20 protein-coding genes are annotated in these 20093 nt (G+C 63.7%); 11 read left to right on the forward strand and 9 right to left on the reverse strand.

Annotated elements, in window-relative coordinates:
• Positions 1-13: 13 nt before the first annotated feature.
• Positions 14-649, forward strand: a complete 636-nt coding sequence (locus FE851_RS09300; RefSeq protein ID WP_145201862.1) for a hypothetical protein — start codon at positions 14-16, stop codon at positions 647-649.
• Between the two features lie 14 nt (positions 650-663).
• On the opposite strand, the gene folP is transcribed toward FE851_RS09300, so the two are convergent.
• The gene (folP, locus tag FE851_RS09305) at positions 664-1785 is read right to left on the reverse strand and encodes a dihydropteroate synthase (protein ID WP_145201865.1); all 1122 of its coding nucleotides are present in this window, start codon (positions 1783-1785) and stop codon (positions 664-666) included.
• Positions 1786-1926: 141 nt separating this feature from the next.
• Positions 1927-3057 carry a site-specific DNA-methyltransferase gene (locus tag FE851_RS09310; protein WP_017182051.1) on the reverse strand — a complete coding sequence of 377 codons (1131 nt, stop codon included), beginning with the start codon at positions 3055-3057 and terminating at the stop codon, positions 1927-1929.
• Positions 3058-3344: 287 nt separating this feature from the next.
• Here FE851_RS09310 and FE851_RS09315 point away from each other — a divergent pair, with 287 nt between their 5' ends.
• From FE851_RS09315 to FE851_RS09340, 6 genes are all read left to right on the forward strand, one after another.
• Positions 3345-3674 carry an ArsR/SmtB family transcription factor gene (locus tag FE851_RS09315; RefSeq protein WP_017182050.1) on the forward strand — a complete coding sequence of 110 codons (330 nt, stop codon included), beginning with the start codon at positions 3345-3347 and terminating at the stop codon, positions 3672-3674.
• 56 nt (positions 3675-3730) lie between these two features.
• Entirely contained in the window at positions 3731-4060 is a 330-nt protein-coding gene (locus FE851_RS09320; RefSeq protein WP_145201868.1) for a hypothetical protein, read from the forward strand.
• A complete protein-coding gene (locus tag FE851_RS09325) occupies positions 4057-4290 on the forward strand; it encodes a hypothetical protein (protein WP_017182048.1) in 234 nt (77 codons plus the stop codon). The genes FE851_RS09320 and FE851_RS09325 overlap by 4 nt, the downstream gene beginning before the upstream one ends.
• A gap of 111 nt (positions 4291-4401) precedes the next feature.
• Positions 4402-5331, forward strand: coding sequence for a DUF808 domain-containing protein (locus tag FE851_RS09330; RefSeq protein WP_145201871.1), 930 nt, complete (start codon positions 4402-4404; stop codon positions 5329-5331).
• A gap of 143 nt (positions 5332-5474) precedes the next feature.
• On the forward strand, positions 5475-6845 hold the full coding sequence (locus tag FE851_RS09335) for an MATE family efflux transporter (protein WP_145201875.1): 1371 nt from the start codon (positions 5475-5477) through the stop codon (positions 6843-6845).
• 85 nt (positions 6846-6930) lie between these two features.
• Positions 6931-7251 (forward strand): hypothetical protein, encoded by a 321-nt coding sequence (locus FE851_RS09340; protein ID WP_017182045.1) that lies wholly within the window; start codon positions 6931-6933, stop codon positions 7249-7251.
• 107 nt (positions 7252-7358) lie between these two features.
• On the opposite strand, the gene FE851_RS09345 is transcribed toward FE851_RS09340, so the two are convergent.
• The 4 genes from FE851_RS09345 to FE851_RS09360 form a co-directional block, all read right to left on the reverse strand.
• A complete protein-coding gene (locus FE851_RS09345) occupies positions 7359-8129 on the reverse strand; it encodes an ABC transporter permease (RefSeq protein ID WP_019051452.1) in 771 nt (256 codons plus the stop codon).
• Entirely contained in the window at positions 8126-9058 is a 933-nt protein-coding gene (locus FE851_RS09350) for an ABC transporter ATP-binding protein (RefSeq protein ID WP_145201878.1), read from the reverse strand. The genes FE851_RS09345 and FE851_RS09350 overlap by 4 nt, the downstream gene beginning before the upstream one ends.
• 73 nt (positions 9059-9131) lie before the next feature.
• A complete protein-coding gene (locus FE851_RS09355; protein ID WP_130752214.1) occupies positions 9132-9761 on the reverse strand; it encodes a class I SAM-dependent methyltransferase in 630 nt (209 codons plus the stop codon).
• Positions 9762-9878: 117 nt separating this feature from the next.
• Positions 9879-10781, reverse strand: a complete 903-nt coding sequence (locus tag FE851_RS09360; RefSeq protein ID WP_145204290.1) for a LysR family transcriptional regulator — start codon at positions 10779-10781, stop codon at positions 9879-9881.
• A 108-nt stretch (positions 10782-10889) separates the two neighbouring features.
• Here FE851_RS09360 and FE851_RS09365 point away from each other — a divergent pair, with 108 nt between their 5' ends.
• On the forward strand, positions 10890-12386 hold the full coding sequence (locus tag FE851_RS09365; protein WP_130752213.1) for a CoA-acylating methylmalonate-semialdehyde dehydrogenase: 1497 nt from the start codon (positions 10890-10892) through the stop codon (positions 12384-12386).
• A 29-nt stretch (positions 12387-12415) separates the two neighbouring features.
• Here the strand turns inward: FE851_RS09365 and FE851_RS09370 are convergent, their stop codons facing one another.
• Positions 12416-12730: a GIY-YIG nuclease family protein gene (locus FE851_RS09370; RefSeq protein ID WP_145201881.1), complete on the reverse strand. Its 315-nt coding sequence runs from the start codon at positions 12728-12730 to the stop codon at positions 12416-12418.
• A gap of 144 nt (positions 12731-12874) precedes the next feature.
• Between FE851_RS09370 and FE851_RS09375 the strand changes: the two genes are divergently transcribed.
• The 3 genes from FE851_RS09375 (at position 12875) to mmsB (ending at position 16292) form a co-directional block, all read left to right on the forward strand.
• Positions 12875-14020 carry an acyl-CoA dehydrogenase family protein gene (locus FE851_RS09375; protein ID WP_130752211.1) on the forward strand — a complete coding sequence of 382 codons (1146 nt, stop codon included), beginning with the start codon at positions 12875-12877 and terminating at the stop codon, positions 14018-14020.
• Between the two features lie 174 nt (positions 14021-14194).
• Complete coding sequence (locus tag FE851_RS09380) at positions 14195-15253, forward strand: enoyl-CoA hydratase/isomerase family protein (RefSeq protein ID WP_145201884.1); 1059 nt, start codon at positions 14195-14197, stop codon at positions 15251-15253.
• 52 nt (positions 15254-15305) lie between these two features.
• Positions 15306-16292 carry a 3-hydroxyisobutyrate dehydrogenase gene (gene mmsB, locus FE851_RS09385; protein ID WP_261370886.1) on the forward strand — a complete coding sequence of 329 codons (987 nt, stop codon included), beginning with the start codon at positions 15306-15308 and terminating at the stop codon, positions 16290-16292.
• A 98-nt stretch (positions 16293-16390) separates the two neighbouring features.
• Here mmsB and FE851_RS09390 read toward each other — a convergent pair whose 3' ends face one another.
• Positions 16391-17614, reverse strand: coding sequence for a dipeptidase (locus tag FE851_RS09390; RefSeq protein WP_145201888.1), 1224 nt, complete (start codon positions 17612-17614; stop codon positions 16391-16393).
• A complete protein-coding gene (locus FE851_RS09395; RefSeq protein ID WP_145201891.1) occupies positions 17614-19989 on the reverse strand; it encodes a TonB-dependent receptor in 2376 nt (791 codons plus the stop codon). The genes FE851_RS09390 and FE851_RS09395 overlap by 1 nt, the downstream gene beginning before the upstream one ends.
• Positions 19990-20093 lie beyond the last annotated feature (104 nt).

Genomic DNA, 20093 nt, shown 5'->3' on the forward strand with positions numbered 1-20093 from the left:
TTTGGATCGGCGCATGAAACACGCCGCCCTCACCGCCTGCCTGCCCATCCTGCTCCTCGCCGCCTGCGGCCGCACCGAACCGGTGGCCGACATGCCAAGCCAGGAGGAGCTGGCCGCCGCCGCCAATGCCGCCGCTGCCAGCGCGCTGGCCAGCCAACAGGCCGCTGACGAGGCGGAGCCGCGCAATTACGTCAATCTGGAACGCGGCTTTTCGATCAGCTTCCCTGAAGGCTGGACGAAAAATGCAGAGGGCAGCACCGCCGACGGCGCAATCTATGAAGATAAGGGCGCGGGCGCGGACGTGCGCGTATTCTGGCAAAAGAATGATAATGACGAAACGCTCAAGCAGATCGTCGAAGCGGTCAGCAGCGGGGCCGAAGGCGTCGATGGCGAATATATCGGCGAAAATGAATATCGCGGCACCGCCAATGACGGCGAAGGCAATAATGTCGCGGTCCGCCTGCTCAAGCAGCCCAACGGTTCGATCGTGACCGCCACCTTCGTCTATCCCGAAATGCTGAGCGAACAATATCTGCCGATCGTCGACAAGACGCTGGACAGCATGCGCATCTTCCCGCCCAAGGACGAAGCGGAAGCGGCTCCAGCGGAAGCGGGCAACAGCGCAGCCGCCAAGCCGACCGCGCCTTAAATCCCACCTGTGACTTAAATCGCGCTCAACCCCGCGTCGGCCAGCCCGCGCCACAGGTGCAGCGCCTGCACGCTTTCGCGCACATCATGCACCCGCACCATCTGCGCGCCCTGCTCCGCCGCGCGGAACGCCAGCGCGATCGAGCCGCCCAGCCGGTCGGACGCGGGCGCTTCGTTCGACAGCGCGCCGATCAGCCGCTTGCGACTGCCCGCGAACAGCACGGGCACGCCTAGCCCCTGGAAGGTCGCAAGGCGGTTGACCAGCGCCAGATTGTCCGCCAGCCCCTTGCCAAAGCCCAGCCCCGGATCGACCATGATCCTGTCGCGGGCAATCCCGGCGGCTAGTGCGGCGGCAACGCGTGCCTCCAGATGGTCGAACACGTCCGCCACCACATCGCCATAGCCATCAGGATTGTCGTGCGGATCATCGCCTGCGGATGGCGCGTGCATCAGGATGACGGGACAGCCCGCCGCCACGACCACCTCCATCGCGCGCGGATCATGTTGCAGGGCGCTCACATCATTGACGATCTTCGCGCCTGCGCCCAGCGCCGCCTCCATCACGGCCGCCTTGCGCGTGTCGATCGACACCGGCACGCCAGACGCGGCCAGCCGCTCGATGACCGGCACGACACGGGCGATCTCATCGCCCTCCCATAATTTTTCCGCGCGCGGCCGGGTGGATTCCCCGCCCACATCGACCAGCGCCGCCCCCGCCGCCGCCATGGCAAAGCCCGCGTCCGCCGCTGCCTGCGGGTCGCCGACATGCTTGCCGCCATCGGAAAAGCTGTCGGGCGTGATGTTCAATATCGCCATCACCTGCGGCCCGTCGAAACGGATGGTCCGCTCCCCCAGCACCAGCGGGGCGCGCTGCGCCGAGATATTGGCGGCCAGCGTCCGCGCCCGCTGCGCCAGCGGTTCGGGCAGGGCCGCGATGGCATCGCCAAACGCCGCGACCGGAACCGTAACACGCGCCACCCGCTCCCGACCATGCAGGGCGGTCAGTTCATAACCCTGGAACCACAGCAACCCATTGCCCATCCGCGCAGCAGCGCCATCGGGCAGGCCAAAGGGCGACGGCACGAACCAGACCGGGCGCAGGTACAGCCGGGCGTCGGCGGGAATGGTGGGCAGCATCAACTATCCTTCTGACAGGTCCGGCGGCCTGCCCTTAACGCAATCCCGTGCTCCTGCGAAGGCAGGAGCCCAGTTCCGACCCTTCAGGGTAGAACTGTCGGCAGGGCTGGGCTCCCGCCTGCGCGGGAGCACCCCGTCATCTTAAGGCTCGTTCGCCAGCAAATAGGTCTGCCGCAGCGTGTCGATCGGCTGCAACTTGCCCTCAACCTCCACATGCCAGAAGGTCCAGCCATTGCAGCTCGGCGCGCCCTGCAAGGTCGCGCCCATCTTGTGGATCGATCCTGTGTCGCTGCCCACGCTCAACGACCCGTCGGCCCTGACCACGGCGGTCCAGCGACGCTTGACGTCGCTCAGCGTCGTGCCGGGGCTCAGATAGCCGGTCTCGACCAGCGTACCGAACGCCACCTTGGGCTGCTGCCGCGCGGTCTGCATGATGGTGAGCGATGATTCATCGAGCGGCAGCGCCGCCTCGATCCGCTCCAGCGCGACCTCGATATAGCTCTCCTCACGCTCGATGCCGATCCATTTGCGCCCCAGCCGCTTGGCCACGGCGCCCGTGGTGCCCGTGCCGAAAAAGGGATCGAGCACCACATCGCCCGGCTTCGTGCAGGACAGCATCACCCGGTAGAGCAGCGATTCCGGCTTCTGCGTCGGGTGCGCCTTGGTCCCGTTGCGCTTCAGCCGCTCCTGTCCGCCACAGATCGGCAGCACCCAGTCGGACCGCATCTGCAATTCATCGTTCAGCGTTTTCATCGCTTTGTAATTGAACGTATATTTGGCGTCCTCGCCCTGGCTGGCCCAGATCAGCGTCTCATGGGCATTGGTAAAGCGCGTGCCCTTGAAATTGGGCATCGGGTTGGCCTTGCGCCAGATGATGTCGTTCAGGATCCAGAAGCCCTCATCCTGCAACGCGGTGCCGACGCGGAAGATATTATGATAGCTGCCGATCACCCAGATCGTGCCGTTGGGCTTCAATATGCGCCGTGCCTGCGCCAGCCACGCCTTGGTGAAACGGTCATAGGCGCCCAGCGTGTCAAACTTGTCCCAGTCATTATCGACCGCGTCCACCCGCCCGCCTTCGGGCCGGAACAGATCGCCACCCAGTTGGAGGTTATAGGGCGGATCGGCAAAGATCATGTCGATGCAGCCATCGGGCAGCTTGGCCATTTCGGCGATGCAGTCGCCGCGCAGCAGGCGATCCGCCTCGATCGTGACTGGTGCGAGCGCAACCGCCTTTTTCCGTCGCGGCGCGACCCGTTCCATGACACCCATAATGCAACCCCCGTTTGTACTGAGGCCCAGCGATGAGTCCTCGGCAGACTCCCGTCAAGATCAGCGACTTAGCGTTAACCTTTCTAGAAATGGTTAACATGGGTCAGAACGAAGCGGGTAGCCACTATATGTTGAGTCGCGGCGGGCTGGTGGGACTCAATATCGGCCAGTGTGACTCAAAAGACTCAGCCGATCGCCCGCCAGACTTTTTTTGGTTAACGCGTGCGGCATGGGCAAAAATGCCCTCCCGCTTGACCAATTCATAACCTTATGGTTATGGCGCGCTGATGACAAACAGCGCCAATACCCCCGCCACCATCGACGCCCAGTTCAAGGCTCTGTCGGACGGCACCCGCCGCGCCCTGCTGGAATATCTGGTGCGCGAAGGCGAACAGAGTGTCCACGCCCTGACCGCCATTTCCGGCGTATCCCAGCCGATGGTGTCGCGCCACATGGCCAAGCTCAAGCGCGCCGCGCTCGTGACCGCCCGCCGCACGGGCCGCGAAACCTGGTATAGCGCCAGGGCAAAGGGGCTGGCCCCGGTGGTGCAATGGATGGCCGTCTATGGCGCGCTCTGGTCGCAACGCTTCACCGCGCTCGACGGACTGGGCGAATAATTGCGCTGGCGTCATGACGGCGCGGAACGCAGGCTGACAAGGCGCGTTGCCCCGTCATGGAACACCGCCCCCTCATCGAACGCCTGGCCCGCCATCTCGCCGCCACGCCGGACGACTGGCCCGCCCATGTCGAGGATGCCGCCAGCATATTGGCGATCCTGAAACAGCCCGACGACGCCATGCGCGCGGTCGGGGACGCGGGCATGTGGGAAAGCATGATCGATGCGGCGCTGCGCGAACGCTGGACGGTCACCCAGCCAGCCGCCGACGATCAGCCCCCCGCTGGCGCCGACGAGGAAGGCGAGTTCCGCCTGCCCCCCGATGCGGTTGGCGGCAACCGGGCCGACTGGGTCCATCTGCAAGAACCAAAGGAGAGAGCGCCATGAAGGGTCTGCTCAAACTCGCCATCGTCACCGGGCTTGGCGCATTTGCGGTAAAGGGATGGCGAGACTGGATGGGCACCGCGCAGCCGCTTGACGATCGCGGGCCGGTGGGTTCGTCGGGCGTCGTCCGCGACGCCGGGCCGCAAGGGGAAACGGCAGCGCGCGACTGGGACATGGTCGACGAACAATCCGACGAATCCTTCCCCGCCAGCGACCCGCCGGGCAACTATTGAAAAAGCTGAAATACTGCCGCTCGCCCTTGCTTGCCCCTGCCCCGCCTGCCCCCTATTGAGGCGGCATGACGGGCGGTCGATGCACCGGCCCAAACAGGGGAATCACTGTCTATGCCTTCGGGTCTGATCGCGCTGCTCGATGATGTGGCGGGCATTGTTAAGCTGACCGCGACCTCGCTGGACGATGTCGCCGCCGCCGCTGGCAAGGCGGGCACCAAGGCCGCGGGCGTGGTCATCGACGATACCGCCGTCACCCCGCGCTATGTCATGGGCCTCACCCCCGACCGCGAACTGCCGATCATCTGGAAAATCGCCAAGGGATCGCTGCGCAACAAGCTGCTCTTCCTGCTGCCCGCCGCGCTGCTGATCAGTGCGGTCGCGCCCTGGCTGCTGCCCCCTCTCCTTATGCTGGGCGGCGCATTCCTGTGCTATGAAGCGGCGGAAAAGCTGCTGGAGGCCGTGCAGGGCGGCCATGATGTCGCCAAGGAAGCGCTGGAAACCCTCAACTCGACCGAACTTGAAAACCAGAAAGTGTCGGGCGCGATCCGCACCGACTTCATCCTGTCGGGCGAGATCATGGCCATTTCGCTCGGCACCGTCGCATCCGAACCGATCTGGGAGCAGGCGCTCATCCTCGTCGTCGTCGCCATCCTGATTACCGCCGGCGTCTATGGCGTTGTCGGCTTCATCGTGAAGATGGACGATATCGGCCTCCATCTGGCCACCCGCGCCTCCGCCATGTCCCGTGCGATCGGGCGCGGCCTGGTCAAGGCGATGCCGGTCCTGATGCGCATATTGGCGGTCGTGGGCACCGCCGCGATGCTGTGGGTCGGCGGCGGCCTGATCGTCCATGGCCTGCACGAATTTCACTGGGATGCGATCCCCGGCACGATCCACCACGCAGCGCAGGCCGCAGCCAGCGCCCTGCCCTCTGTCGGCCCGCTGGTCGACTGGACCGTGAACGCGATTGGCGGCGCGATTGTCGGGCTGATCGTCGGCGGCATCATCGTCGCCGCGCTGCACCTGTTCAAGAAGCATTGACGTTTCGCAAGGGTCTCACGCGATCGGCCCTTTGACAATTCCGTTCGGGCTGAGCCTGTCGAAGCCCTGTCTTTCCTGAGAAGGAGGACGCCCCTTCGACAGGCTCAGGGCGAACGGAGCCCATATCCTCCCGGCGCAGAAACATGGCACTCATCCACCCCTCCCCCTGGCGTATCGAAGCCGCCGCGCTTGTCGCCCTCGCGCTGCCGATGATCGCGGGCAATATCGCCTGGTCGGCGATTGCCGCGACGGATCTGCTGCTGCTGGGCCGCCTGGGGGCGGAGGCCGTCGCGGCGGGCGCGCTCGCCATCAACCTGTTTCATGCGCTGCTGCTGTTCGGCATGGGGCTGGTCACTGCCGCATCGCCGTTGATCGCCAGCGAACGGGGCCGCCGCCGCCATTCGGTGCGCGACGTGCGCCGCACCGTTCATCAAACGCTGCGCGCCGCCACGCTGTTCGTCATCCCCGCCTGGGCGATATTGTGGCAGAGCGAGGCGATCCTGCTCGCCATGGGGCAGGACGCGGATCTTGCCCATGGCGCGGGCCGGTTGATGCGCGGCCTGCAATGGGCGCTGCTGCCTTTCCTGGGCTTTACCACGCTGCGCACCTTCATCGCCGCGCTGGAGCGCCCGGTCTGGGGTCTGCTGATCATGCTGGCCGCCATCCCGTTCAATATCCTGGCGGGCTGGGCGCTCATCTTCGGTCATCTGGGGTTTCCCCCGCTCGGCCTGTTCGGTGCCGGGCTGGCCAGCACCGCCTCCTCCTGCTTCCTCTTCTTCGGCTTGCTCGCGGTCATCCTGATCGACCGCCGCTTTCGCCGCTACTGGCTGGTCGGCCGCTTCTGGACGCGCGACCGCGAACGCCACCGGCAGGTCTGGGCGCTGGGCCTGCCTATTGCCATTACGCTGGGGTTTGAAACCACGGTGTTCAATGCATCGGCCCTGCTCATGGGCCTGATCGACCGCGATTCGCTCGCCGCCCATGCCGTCGCGATCCAGATTGCGGCGCTGGTGTTCATGGTCCCCATGGGCATCGGCCAGGCAGCGACGATCCGCGTCGGCCTTGCCTATGGCCGCCATGATCGCGCGGGCGTCGGCCGGGCGGGCTGGCTCGCCCTCTTCCTTGGCACCGGCTTTGCCTGCTGCGCGGCGCTTGCCCTCATCCTGATGCCGCGCACGCTCGTCTCGGCCTTTCTCGACCTGCACGATCCCGCCAATGCTCGCACCGTCCAGCTCGCTGTCAGCTTCCTCGCAGTCGCCGCATTATTCCAACTGGTCGACGCAGCGCAGGCGGTGGGCGCTGGCGTGTTGCGCGGGGTGCAGGACACCAGAGTGCCGATGATCTTCGCGATGATCGGCTATTGGCTCGTCGGCATTGGCGTTGGCGCCATCCTTGCCTTTCCGCTGCGGATGGCTGGGTTGGGCATCTGGCTGGGCCTGGCCGCCGGTCTGGGGTCCGTCGCCATCCTGCTGGTCACGCGCTGGAGCCTGCGGGAGCGGCTGGGGCTGGTGTAACGCCGACAGGATTGCGTTGCAGGACAATGGTGCAGCGCACAAAGCAATTGATCGAATCGGACAAATCGGTCAGATATGCGTCATTATGCAAGCCCCGACCGAGATTTTCGAAGCGATCGCGCTCCAGAAGTGCCTGCTGGTGACCTACAACAAGATGGTCGTCACCCTGGCCCCGCACATCCTCTACACGCGCCATGATGAAATGTTCATCGACGCCGTGACCGTGGACCGCGACGGCAGGCCGCCGCGCGAACTCAAACTCGGCACCTTCAAGCTGGTGGGTCTGTCCGACATCAAGGTGCTGGACGAACCGTTTGAGGCGATGCACGGCCTCTACGACCAGAATGACGACAAATATCGGGGTGTCACCCTGTTCGCCGTCGCGCCGGAGAGCGCCGCCGCCTGATTGGCGGGCGGTTGCCCACTACACACCGTTCGTTTCGAGCGAAGTCGAGAAACATTGCGCGCAGGTTTCTCGACTTCGCTCGAAACGAACGGGTAGGTGTTTCCCCCTCACTTCTTCAGGCGATAGCCCGTCCTGAACATCCAGCCGATGATCCCCAGACAGATGGTCAGCATCCCGGCGACGAAGATCAGGCTGAACTCGATGCCCACATCGCCCTTGCCAAAGAAGGTCCAGCGGAACCCTGAGATCAGATAGACGATCGGGTTGAACAGGGTGATGGTGCGCCACGGCTCGGCCAGCATCTGCACGGAATAAAAGGCGCCGCCCAGAAACGTCATCGGCATGATCAGCAGCATCGGGATCACCTGCAACTGCTCGAAACTCTGCGCCCATATGCCCAATATGAAGCCGAACAGGCAGAAGCTGACGGCGATCAGGATCATGAAGCCCACCATCGCCAACGGGTGCGCCACCGGGACGTCGACGAACAGATGGGCCGTCAGAAAGATGATGGTGCCGATGATCAGCGACTTGGTCGCCGCGGCCCCCACATAGGCGATGATCGTCTCGGTCGCGGATACGGGCGCGGACAGCAATTCATAGATGGTGCCGGTGAATTTGGGCATGTAGATGCCGAAACTGGCGTTGAAGATGCTTTCGGTGAACATCGCCATCATGATCAGGCCGGGCACGATGAAGGCGGCATAGGGAATGCCGTCCACCTCCGTCATTCGCGACCCGATCGCCCCGCCGAACACCACGAAATAGAGCGTCGTCGTAATCACCGGCACCAGCAACCCGGTCAGTAGCGTCCGGCGGAAACGGTGCAGCTCGAATTTGTAGATGGCGGCAATGGCGCGCAGGTTGGACAGGCTCATGCCGCTTTCTCCTGATGCACCAACGCCACGAATATATCCTCCAGGCTGCTCTGCGCCGTATTCAGATCCTTGTACCCGATGCCCAGGTCGCCCAGCCGCCGCAGCAGCGACGACACGCCGGTCCGCTCCGCCTGCGTATCGAAAATATATTCGATCTCCTGGCCGTCCCCTTTCAGCGTCACCTGCCACTCCGCCAGTTCAGCCGGCACCGCATCCAGCCGCTCGGCCAGCACGACGGTCAGCGTTTTCTTGCCCAGCTTCTTCATCAGCGCGGTCTTGTCCTCGACCAGCATCAACTCGCCGCGGTTGATCACCCCCACCCGGTCGGCCATTTCCTCGGCCTCCTCGATATAATGGGTGGTCAGGATGATGGTGACGCCGGTTTCGCGCAACTGGCCGATCAGCTTCCACATGTCGCGGCGCAACTCCACGTCCACGCCCGCGGTCGGCTCGTCCAGAAACAGCACGCGCGGCTCATGGCTCAGCGCCTTGGCGATCATCACCCGGCGCTTCATGCCGCCCGACAGTTCCAATATCTTGGCGTTGCGCTTGTCCCACAGCGACAGGTCGCGCAATATTTTCTCGACATGGGCCGGATTGCGCGGCTTGCCGAACAAACCCCGGCTGAACGTCACCGTGTCGATCACCCGTTCGAACTGGTCGGTGGACAATTCCTGCGGCACCAGCCCGATGGCCGCGCGCGCACCGCGATAGTCGCGCACAATGTCATGCCCGGCCACCTTCACGCGGCCGCTGCTCGCCCGCGCTATGCCGCAGATGATGGAGATCATCGTCGTCTTGCCCGCGCCATTCGGCCCCAGCAGCGCGAAAATCTCGCCTTCCTCGATGGTCAGGTCGACGCCGTTGAGCGCCTTGAAGCCCGACGCATAGGATTTGGTCAGGCCTTCAATTTCAATGATGGATGCCATGGGTGGCTTTGCCCCTTTTGCGTTGCGGCAAAGATAGGAAGCCGATTGCCAAACGCAACCTATCTACCACCCTCTATGCGCCGCGGCGCGTGAACCGGAATACCGTTGCGGGCGGAAAGTTGCGTACCGTCTGTCCGGCGCGCTCGACATCCAGGTCCAGCGCGTCGATCACGTCGCGGCTCACCGGCGGGCGCATCGAATAGGTAAATTGCACGAAACTGCCGCCCGGCTGCAACATGCGGAAGGATTCGGACAAAATATCATAATGCACGTGCCGGTCCATCGCCAGCAGCGGCAGGCCGCTCACCACCGTCTGATAGGTGCCCGGCTCTCCCGCCGCCGCCGTCGACACGATCTGCGCGGGGGTTTCCAGCACCGAAACATTGGGAAAATGCCGCCGCAACCCACGCGCGAAGGCCGGGTTGATCTCCACCACCTCCAGCTTTTCGGGTGGCAGGCCGGTCCCCAATATCGCACGCGTGAACACGCCCGTGCCCCCGCCCAGCTCCAGCACCCGGCCATCGGTCGGGTCGATCTGCGCCACCATCAAGCGCGCCAGATAGCGGCTGCTCGGCACGACCGAAGCGGTCTGGCGCGGCTTTTGCACCCAGGCCGCCAGAAAATCGAGATATTCGGTGGCGCGGGCGCGAAACTCCGCGCGCGGCAAAGCGATTGCCCGGCTCCGCTTGGGCTTATGCTGCATGGGCGAAATGCGACCGCTCTCTATCCATCCCGACTCCCTTAACGAGCCGGAGCCGCCCCGTCGATTGGCTTTATGAGCGATTTCCGTCCGGTGGTGTCACCCGACGGGCGGGAGCCTTCAGGCCAGCGAATGTCCATCGCGATGGCCGGACAATGTGTCGATGCGCTCCTGCAGCCATTGCGCCACCGCCGCGATCCGCGCCAGCTTGCGCAGGTCACCATGCATGACCAGCCAGAAACTGCGGACGATCTCCACCTGATCGGGCATCAACTGCACCAGCGCAGGGTCGCGCCGCCCGATAAAGTCGGGCAAAACGCCGATCCCCGCCCCTTCCGCGATCATCCGCTGCTGCATGATGATGCTGGTCGATCGCAATGTCGCCTCCAGCCCCGCCTCCACTTCGTCCAGATAATCCAGTTCGGGCGAGAAGATGAATTCGGGCACATAGCCGATCAGCGTATGGTCCCGCAGCTGCGCCGCCCGGCCCGGCCGCCCCGCCCGCGCCAGATAATCGGGCGATGCATAGAGGTGCAGCCGATAATCCCCCAGCCGCCGTACCAGCAGCCGCCCGCGCTGCGGCCGCGCCAGCATCACCGCCATGTCCGCCTCTCGCTTGGACGGATTGAGAAAGCCCGACGCGGTGATCAGGTCCAGCCTTATGCCCGGATGCCGCCGGTTGAAATCGCCCATGCCCGGCGCCAGCACCCAAGTGCCGAACCCTTCCGCCACCGACAAACGCACCTGCCCCGCCAGCCGATGCTCCTGCCCCTGCGCATCCTCCATCGCCGCCAGCGCCGCGCTTTCCGCCGCTTCGGCATGGCCCAGCAATTCCTGCCCTCGCGCCGTCAGCGTCCGTTCGCCAACGCCAAGCTCGAACAGTTCGGCCCCCAGCGCCTTTTCCAGCCGCGCCAGCCGCCGGGCGATGGTCGTCGCGTCGATCCCCAGCGAACGCGCTGCCGGGGCGACCTTGCGCGCCCGCGCCACCGCCAGAAATACGCGCAGATCATCCCAATCGAACATTGCCGCCACCACCTGCATATTTGCAGCGCGGCTATGCAAGACTTCCCCATTGCTTGCAATAACGCAACCAGACTAGAAGGCCGCCATTAACCGAGAGGATGCCTCCCCATGCGTGAGATTTCGCACAAGCTCGCCTTCGTCCACGATACACAGCCCACGCGCTACAGCGACGTGTTCGATCCCAATAATGGCGGGGTTCAGGCCCGCGTCGCGCTGGGCGACGCTGCGCTGCTCGACCTTGCCGTCGCAGCCGCCAAGAAGGCGCAGCCCGCCTGGGCCGCCGTCAACCCGCAGCGCCGCGCCCGCGTCATGTTCAATTTCAAGGCGCTGGTCGAAGCCAATATGGACGAACTGGCGCACCTGCTCAGCTCCGAACATGGCAAGGTGATCGCGGATTCGAAGGGCGACATTCAGCGTGGTCTGGAAGTCATCGAATTCTGCTGCGGCATCCCCCATGTGCTGAAGGGCGAATATACCCAGGGCGCCGGGCCGGGCATCGACGTCTACAGCTTCCGCCAGCCGATCGGCATCGGCGCTGGCATCACCCCGTTCAACTTCCCCGGCATGATCCCGCTGTGGATGTCGGGCGTCGCGATCGCGACCGGCAACGCTTTCATCCTGAAACCCTCCGAACGCGATCCGTCGGTGCCCGTCCGCCTGGCCGAACTCTTCCTGGAAGCGGGCCTGCCCGAAGGTATTTTGCAGGTCGTCCAGGGCGACAAGGAAATGGTCGACGCCATCCTCGACCATCCGGACATCAAGGGCGTCAGCTTCGTCGGTTCGTCCGACATCGCCCATTATGTCTATAATCGCGGTGTCGCCGCCGGAAAGCGCGTCCAGGCAATGGGCGGCGCGAAGAATCATGGCATCGTCATGCCCGACGCGGATCTCGATCAGGTCGTCAACGACCTGTCGGGCGCTGCCTTCGGCTCGGCTGGCGAACGCTGCATGGCGCTCCCCGTGGTCGTCCCGGTGGGTGAAAAGACCGCGATTGCGCTCCGCGAAAAGCTGATCCCGGCGATCGAGGCGCTGCGCGTCGGCGTCTCGACCGATGCCGAAGCCCATTATGGCCCGGTCGTCACCGCCGCGCACAAGCAGAAGATCGAAAACTGGATTCAGACCGGCGTCGATGAAGGCGCGGAACTGGTGATCGACGGGCGCGGCTTCAAGCTTCAGGGTCATGAGGACGGCTTCTTCGTCGGCCCCACCCTGTTCGACCATGTCACCACGGACATGAGCGCGTACAAGGAAGAGATTTTCGGCCCCGTGCTGCAAATGGTGCGCGCCGAAAGCTTCGAGGAAGCGGTCTCGCTCCCCAGCAAGCATCAATATGGCAACGGCGTCGCCCTCTTCACCCGCAACGGCCACGCCGCCCGCGAATTCGCCGCCCGCGTCGATGTCGGCATGGTCGGCATCAACGTGCCGATCCCGGTCCCGGTCGCCTATCACACCTTCGGCGGCTGGAAACGCTCGGCCTTTGGCGACACCAACCAGCACGGCATGGAAGGCGTGAAGTTCTGGACCAAGGTGAAAACTGTCACGCAGCGCTGGCCCGACGGCGGCGCATCGGCCGACAGCGCCTTTGTCATCCCGACGATGGGGTAAGCCCTATTTCACCGTCATCCTGACGAAAGTCAGGATGACGGTGAAAGTGGATCGAACCCCAGATCCTCGGCAAGATCGCGCCAGCGGGGATTGCCTGCCTCGATCAGATCGAGCTTCCATTTCCGCTTCCAGTTCTTCAACTGTTTCTCTCGAACAATGGCCACTTCCATGGTGTCGCACATCTCGAGCCAGACCAAACGGTTCACATCATATCGCGCGGTGAATCCGTCCATGGCTTTCGTGCGATGCTGATGGATGCGCGCCATCAGGTTGGACGTGACGCCGATATAAAGCGTCCCGTTGCGATCACTGGCCATGATATAAGCGGCAGGTTGACGATCCATAGGGCAATGCTGCGATGCTCCGGATGACGAATCAAGCCAATCATCGTCATCCTGACGAAAGTCAGGATCCAGGGTTCCAGGCGCGACCCATGACGCTCTGGATGCCGGATCAAGTCCGGCATGACGGCAATTTAGGGTAAGGCAATGACCAATCAGTTCGACCTGACCGACGACCAGCGCGAAATCCAGGATCTCGCCCGCCGCTTCACCGCCGACGCGATCACGCCCCATGCGGCGGAGTGGGACGAGAAGCATATCTTCCCGCGCGACACGATCCGCGCGGCGGCGGAACTGGGCTTTGGCGGTATCTATGTCTCCGAAGCGTCCGGCGGCATTGGCCTTGGCCGGCTCGAATCCGCGCTGATCATGGAAGCCATGGCCTATGGCTGCCCCTCGACCAGCGCGTTCATCTCGATCCACAATATGGCCGCCTGGATGATCGACACATTTGGCGGGCAGGCGGTCAAGGACGCCTATCTTCCCGATCTCATCCCCATGAACCGCATGGCAAGCTACTGCCTGACAGAGGCAGGCGCGGGGTCCGACGCCGCCAGCCTCAAGACCAAGGCGGTGCGCGATGGCGACCATTATGTCGTCACCGGCTCCAAGCAATTCATCTCCGGTGGCGGCGAAAATGAAGTCTATGTCGTCATGGTCCGTACAGGTCAGGATGGGCCGAAAGGCATTAGCTGCCTTGTCATCGACAAGGATATGCCCGGCGTCAGCTTCGGCGCGCAGGAACGCAAGCTTGGCTGGCACAGCCAACCCACGGCGCAGGTGAATTTCGATGCCGTCCGCGTCCCCGTCGCCAACCTTGTCGGCAGCGAGGGTCAGGGCTTCGCCATCGCCATGGCGGGGCTGGACGGCGGCCGCCTCAACATCGGCGCCTGTTCGCTGGGCGGCGCGCAGCGCTGCATCGACGAGGCTGTCCAATATACCAAGGACCGCAAGCAGTTCGGCCAGTCCATCGCGGATTTCCAGAATACCCAATTCACCCTGGCCGACATGCAGACCGAGCTGGAGGCCGCCCGCACCCTGCTCTACGCCGCTGCTGTCAAGGTGAGCGAAAACGCGCCCGACAAGACCCGCTTTGCCGCCATGGCCAAACGTTTCGCCACCGACACCGGATCGTCGGTTGTCGACCGCGCGCTGCAACTGCATGGCGGCTACGGCTATCTGATGGATTATCCCATCGAACGCTTCTGGCGCGACCTGCGCGTCCATTCCATCCTGGAAGGCACCAACCAGGTCATGCGGATGATCGTCGCGCGGGATATGTTGCGGGATTAACCCCCCTCTCCCCGTGGGGGAGAGGGTTGCGAAGGCTTGGCAGCGTGCTGCCTAGCCGTAGCTGGGAGAGGGGGACAGGGCCAACGCGGCGCACCCCCTCTCCAACTTCGCCTAGGCGCGTGCCGCGCCAAGGCTTCGTATCCTCTCCCCGCCGGGGAGAGGCAGGAGAGAGACATGACCGACCAAGTCCTGACGTTCATCGAAAATAATATCGGCCGCATCCGCCTGAACCGCCCGAAGGCGATCCACGCGCTGACGCCCGATATGTGCGACGCGATCAACACCGCGTTGCTGGCCTGGCGCACCGATGACAGCGTCACCGCGGTGATGATCGATCATACCGAAGGGCGGGGTTTCTGCGCGGGCGGCGACATCGCCCTTATCGCCAACAGCGCGAAGGCCGATTGCGTGGAGGCTGAACGCTTCTTCCATCTCGAATATCGCATGAACCATCTGCTGTTCGTCTATGAAAAGCCGATCGTCGCCTTCATCGACGGCATCGTCATGGGCGGCGGCGTGGGCATCTCCCTCCCCGCCCGCTACCGCGTCGCGACCGAACGGACGACTTTCGCCATGCCCGAAACCGGCATCGGCCTGTTCCCCGACGTCGGCGGCGGCTGGTATCTGCCCCGCCTGCCCGGCCGGGTCGGCGCATGGCTGGCTGCCACCGGCGCGCGGATTGACGGGGCCGATTGCGCCGCCATCGGCATCGCCACCCATTATATGCCGTCCGACACGCTGGACGATGTGAAGGCGCGTATCCTGGCCGATCCCGCCAGCCTGACCGCCATTCTGGACGCTGCCGCGCAGACCCCGCCCCCTTCCAAGCTCGACGCTGCCCGTCCCGACATCGACCGCCTCTTCGCCTCGAACAAGGCGGAGGAGATCGTCGCCGCGCTTGACGCCGACGGTGGCGAATGGGCCGCCAAGCAGCGCGCCACCCTCGCCACCAAATCCCCCCAGACGATCAAAGTCGCGCTGCGCCAGTTGATCGAGGGCGCGGCCCAGCCCGATTTCGCGTCCAACATGGTGATGGAATATGGCCTGGCCTGTGCGATCATCCGCCGCCCCGATTTTGTCGAAGGCGTGCGCGCGCTGATCTTTGACAAGGACAACAAGCCGCAATGGACGCCGGCGACGCTGGAGCAGGTGAGCGACGCGATGATCGACGCGATTTTCACGCCCCTGCCCGCCGACCGGCAATGGACGCCGCTGCCCGACGTCGCGACCTAAAGGGGGGTAAGCTGTCCTACATGGCAGACGCCCGTTATGATCCCGGCGCGCCTTGCCTGCCCGATACCGGCCGCTTTCCGATAGGATCAGGGCCACGCAAGAATATGTCCGATTTACCGGGAAATATGCGAAGTTAAGCAGGAGAAATGCCATCATGACCCAGACGATCGCCTTCATCGGCCTTGGCAATATGGGCGGCGGCATGGCCGCCAATCTGATCAAGAACGGCTATGCCGTCCGCGCCTTCGACCTGTCGGAAGATGCACTGGCCAAGGCGCAGGCCCATGGCGCGATCCGCGCCAGCAGCGCCGCCGACGCCGCCACCGGCGCTGACGCCGTCGTCACCATGCTGCCTGCGGGCAAGCATGTCGAAAGCGTCTATGCCGGTGAAGTCTATGGCGCGGCCAATCCGGGCGCCCTTTTCCTCGACTGCTCGACCATCGACGTCGCGACCGCCCGCCGCGTCATTGATGCAGCGACGGATCGCGGCTTCGACATGGTCGACGCCCCTGTTTCCGGCGGCATCGCGGCCGCCAATGGCGGCACGCTGACCTTCATGGTCGGCGGTACCGATGCCGCCTTTGCCAAGGCCAAGCCCATCCTCTCCGCCATGGGCAAGGCAGTGATCCACGCGGGCGGCGCAGGCAATGGCCAGGCGGCGAAAATCTGCAACAACATGCTGCTGGGCGCCACCATGGTCGCCACCTGCGAAACCTTCGCCATGGCAAAGAAACTGGGCCTCGATCCCCAGACCTTCTACGACATCAGCAGCGTCTCGTCGGGCCAGAGCTGGTCGATGACCAGCTATTGCCCCGTCCCCGGCGTCGGCCCGCAAAGCCCGTCCGACAATGGCTATCAGGGCGGCTTCGCCGTCGGCCTGATGCTCAAGGATTTGAAGCTCGCCACCGAAGCCGCCGCGCTGGTCGGCGCGTCGGTACCGATGGGCAATGCCGCCGAAGCCCTCTATCAGCTGCTCGCCAATCGGGGCGAAGCAGGCCGCGACTTCTCGCTGATGATCGAAATGCTGGAGGGGAAATAAGCATATTCGTCATCCCGGCGAATGCCGGGATCCAGGGCGGCACGCGCTGAGTCTTGCGCCCTGGATCGTGACTTTCGTCAGGATGACGGGGGCAGTATCTACTTCCCCTTCCCGGCCTCCGCCGCCGCCAGCACGCGAAGCACATTGCCCGACCAGATTTTCTGGACGTCCGCCTCGCTATAGCCCGCCTTCAGCAGCGCGTCGGTGATCCTGGGCAGGTCGACCACATCCTCCATCCCGACCACGCCGCCGCCGCCGTCCCAGTCCGCGCCGATCCCGACATGGTCCGGCCCCACGACCTTCAGCGCGTGCAGCATATGCGTCATGAAATCGTCGAAGGTCGCCCGGTCGGTTTCCGGATAGAGCCGGTCGATCTCCTGCCGCCTGGCCAGCAGTTCGGCGCGCTTCTCGGCCGTTATCGTCCCACCCTCGCGCAGCGACGCGAATAGCGCGCCCATCGCCTTCTGCCGGTCCGGGTTGGGTTTGGATGCTTTCAGATAGCTTCCATAGGCGTTCATCTGAATGACGCCGCCCTTCGCCGCCAGCGCCTTGAGATGATCATCGTCAATATTGCGCGGATGGTCATAAATCGCCTTGCACCCCGAATGGGTGAGCAGCACCGGCGTGGTCGATAGCGCCAGCAGATCGTCCAGTACCTGGTCTGAGCTATGCGACGCATCGGGCACCACGCCCAGCCGGTTCATCTCCTTGAGCAATTCCTTGCCCAGCGGACTAAGCCCGCCATAACGCGGCTTTTTCGACGGGTCGGTCGAACTGTCGGCAAACTGGTTGTGCGCGAAATGGGCAAAGCCCACCACCCGCACGCCCATATCGTAAAATGTCTGGAGCAGCGACACATCCTCACCCAGCGGATAGGCGTTTTCGATCGACATATAGACGACCCGCTTGCCCGCCGCCGCGATCGGCGCTGCGTCCTTGGCTTCCAGCGCCAGCGCAAAATTGGCCGGGTCCGCCGCCACCATCTGGCGGATCGACACGCCGCGCAGGATCGCAAAATCGCGCGCCTTGTGGAAACCCTCGACCGTCAGCGGTCCCTGGCTCGTATAGATCGCCCAGAAACCGCCATCCAGCCCGCCCTTCTTCATGCGCGGCAGATCGACCTGGGTATAATCCAGATGGACGTCATGCTCCTCGTCGATCGACCATCCCGGCAGATCGAGAGAGGCTGGCGTATCGAGATGACTGTCGAGCGTCAGTAATTTCCGGTGCAATTGCTGCACCTTCTTGGGCACTGCCTGCGCCGACGCCGGACCTGCAAGCAGCGCCGCCAGCGCTGCCCCCATCACCAAAGTCCTCCGCATCAGATTTCACCCGAAATGGTCAGCTGGAACGTGCGCGGCGACAGCGGTCGGAAGAAGCCGTCGCCCGTCACCACCGGCGAAATATAGGACAGCGTATCCTTGTCGAACAGATTGTCGACATTGGCGCGCACCTTTATCCCCTTGACCGGACCAAAGCTGATGCCGTCGCCAATATCGACATAAGCGCTGAACACGGTGAACCCCGACACGCTGGAACCGGGCGAGTTGGTGAAGGTCGACCAGCGCCTGGACGTATATTTGCCCGAAATATTGGCCACCAGCCAGCTCGCCGGCTCCACTGTCACGCCGCCGCTGACGATCCATTTGGCGCTGTCGGGGATATATTTGTCGGCGATCAGGATCGGCGTCGCCGCGGGCACGTCATCCTTGAACTTGGCATTGTTATAGGTGACGTTCAGATTGCCGTAGGCCAGTCCGTTCAGGAAGGACGGCTTATAGGTTCCGGCAAATTCCACGCCATAGGAACGGACCCGGCCGACATTCTGGAAAAAGGTTTCGGTCGCCAGGCCGCCGCCCGGTATCAGGCTGGTGATCGACTGGATGCGATTGTCAAATTTGGTGTAGAATGCCGCCAGCGACGCATAAAGCTGTCCCTGGTTGGTGCGGATGCCCAGTTCCATATTCTTGGATCGTTCGGGCGCAGGCTGCGGCACCAGCCCGCCGCCGGGGCGGATGACCGAATAGATGTCGTCCAGCCCCTTGGGCAGCGCCATATTTTCGGCGTAGGAGGCAAAGACCTGCGTGCGCTCGTCAAATTTGTAGAGCAGCCCCGCCATCGGCAGGAAGAAATCGCTATAGTGCGCCGTGTTGATCTGCGGACCATAGCCGGGCACGCCAACCCCGCCGACGACGCGATAAAAATCGTCAAATTCGCGATAGCCGTTATGGACATAGTCCAGGTTCAGCCCCTTGAAGCCGACATCGATGATGAAACGATCATCCGCCAGCTTGAGCGTATCCTTCAGGAAGATCTGAAGCGTATCGCGCTTGGTCCGATAATCGCGGCGCAGATAGACCAGTTCATCCAGATTGGGTGCGCCATCGGGCGCGCCGCCGACCGTATTATACCGTGCCTGAGTCCGATGATATTTATCGACTTCGGCCCACACGCCCGCCTCGACCGTGTTGGTGCCCATCTCCCAATGCAGCTTGCTGGTAATGCCGTACCGGTCACCGCCCACGCCCGACAAGCCATATTGCACGCCCTTGGGCGCGACCACGGGCAGTCCCGCCTGCGCCTGCGGCGTGTAGCGGCCCAGCGAGTTGGCATAGCCGTCGGGCGACACGCCATAGCCGTCCTTATCCTCCCAATAGAGGGTGGATTCCGCCCATACGCCCTCGGCAATCCCGGCATGGAAGGTCGCGCCATACAGCTTGTCCTTCCGCACGTTGATCGCCAGATTATAGACAGCGGTATAGGCGGCGTTCGAATAATAGACGCCGGGCGCGGTCGCCAATGGCGCAAAGCCGGGCGTTGTGTTGGGCACATTTTCGATCAGCGCAAAATTCCGGCCGCACTGGCCCAGCGCATTCCGAACCGTGCAATTATATTGCGCCCGGCTGATCGTGGGCGAGTCATAATCGAAAAAGTCGTTCGACACGAATTTGAACCGCGCCCAGCTGTCGCCGCCCAGGTCCGCGTGAATCTGCCCTTCCCAATGCTCGCGATCGACCGTGCCGGGACCGCGCCACAATTCCGTGTCCAGCTTGGTGCGGCTGACATAGGCCGTAAACGGCCCGACCCGCCCCGTGCTCGCGCGAATGAAGGTGCGGCGCAGATCCTGATCGCCAAAGCTTTGCGACACGAACAGGCCCATCTCTTCCTGTGGCGCGATGCTGTTATACTGGATGACCGGGCCCAGCGTCGAATAGCTGGGCAGGCTGACGTCGCCCGCGCCGATCGCGGCTTCCACGACGCCCAGATTTTCATTGTCGACGTACCGGAATACCGGGCTGCCGCCAAAGGCGTCGCTGCGCCCGGTCGGAATGCCATCGACCACAAAGCCGATCTGGTCGAGGTTGAAGGCGCGGGTCTGCACGCTGTTGCCAAATTCATACAGGCCCAGAGCGCCGTCGGTCTGGACGTTGAAACCGGGCAACTGCTCCAGCATTTTCAGGCCCGAAATGCCCGAAGGGGCCGACAGCAGCGCTTCCCGCGTGACCGCCACGACATTGCTGACCTTATCCTCGCCAATCGCTTCGGACGATTGCGAAATACGGCGGCCAGTGACGGTGATGTTCATTTCGTCGTCGGCGGCCGGTTCCTGCGCGAAGGCCACCGGCGTCAGTGTGCCCGCCGCGCAGGCGAGCAGCAGCGCGCGAATGGACAGGCGGGCGGAAAATAGGTCGGACATGAAGAGGCTCCCTGCATATTATGAGCCTTTCAGGGCGGCGCGCCGCGCCACACCTCTCCATGTCTGTTGTTCCGTTTCCAAGTGAAACGAAAGTGCCGGAAAAC

Origin of the sequence: Sphingobium sp. B2 (assembly GCF_007693735.1) — a bacterium.
GTDB lineage: Bacteria > Pseudomonadota > Alphaproteobacteria > Sphingomonadales > Sphingomonadaceae > Sphingobium > Sphingobium xenophagum.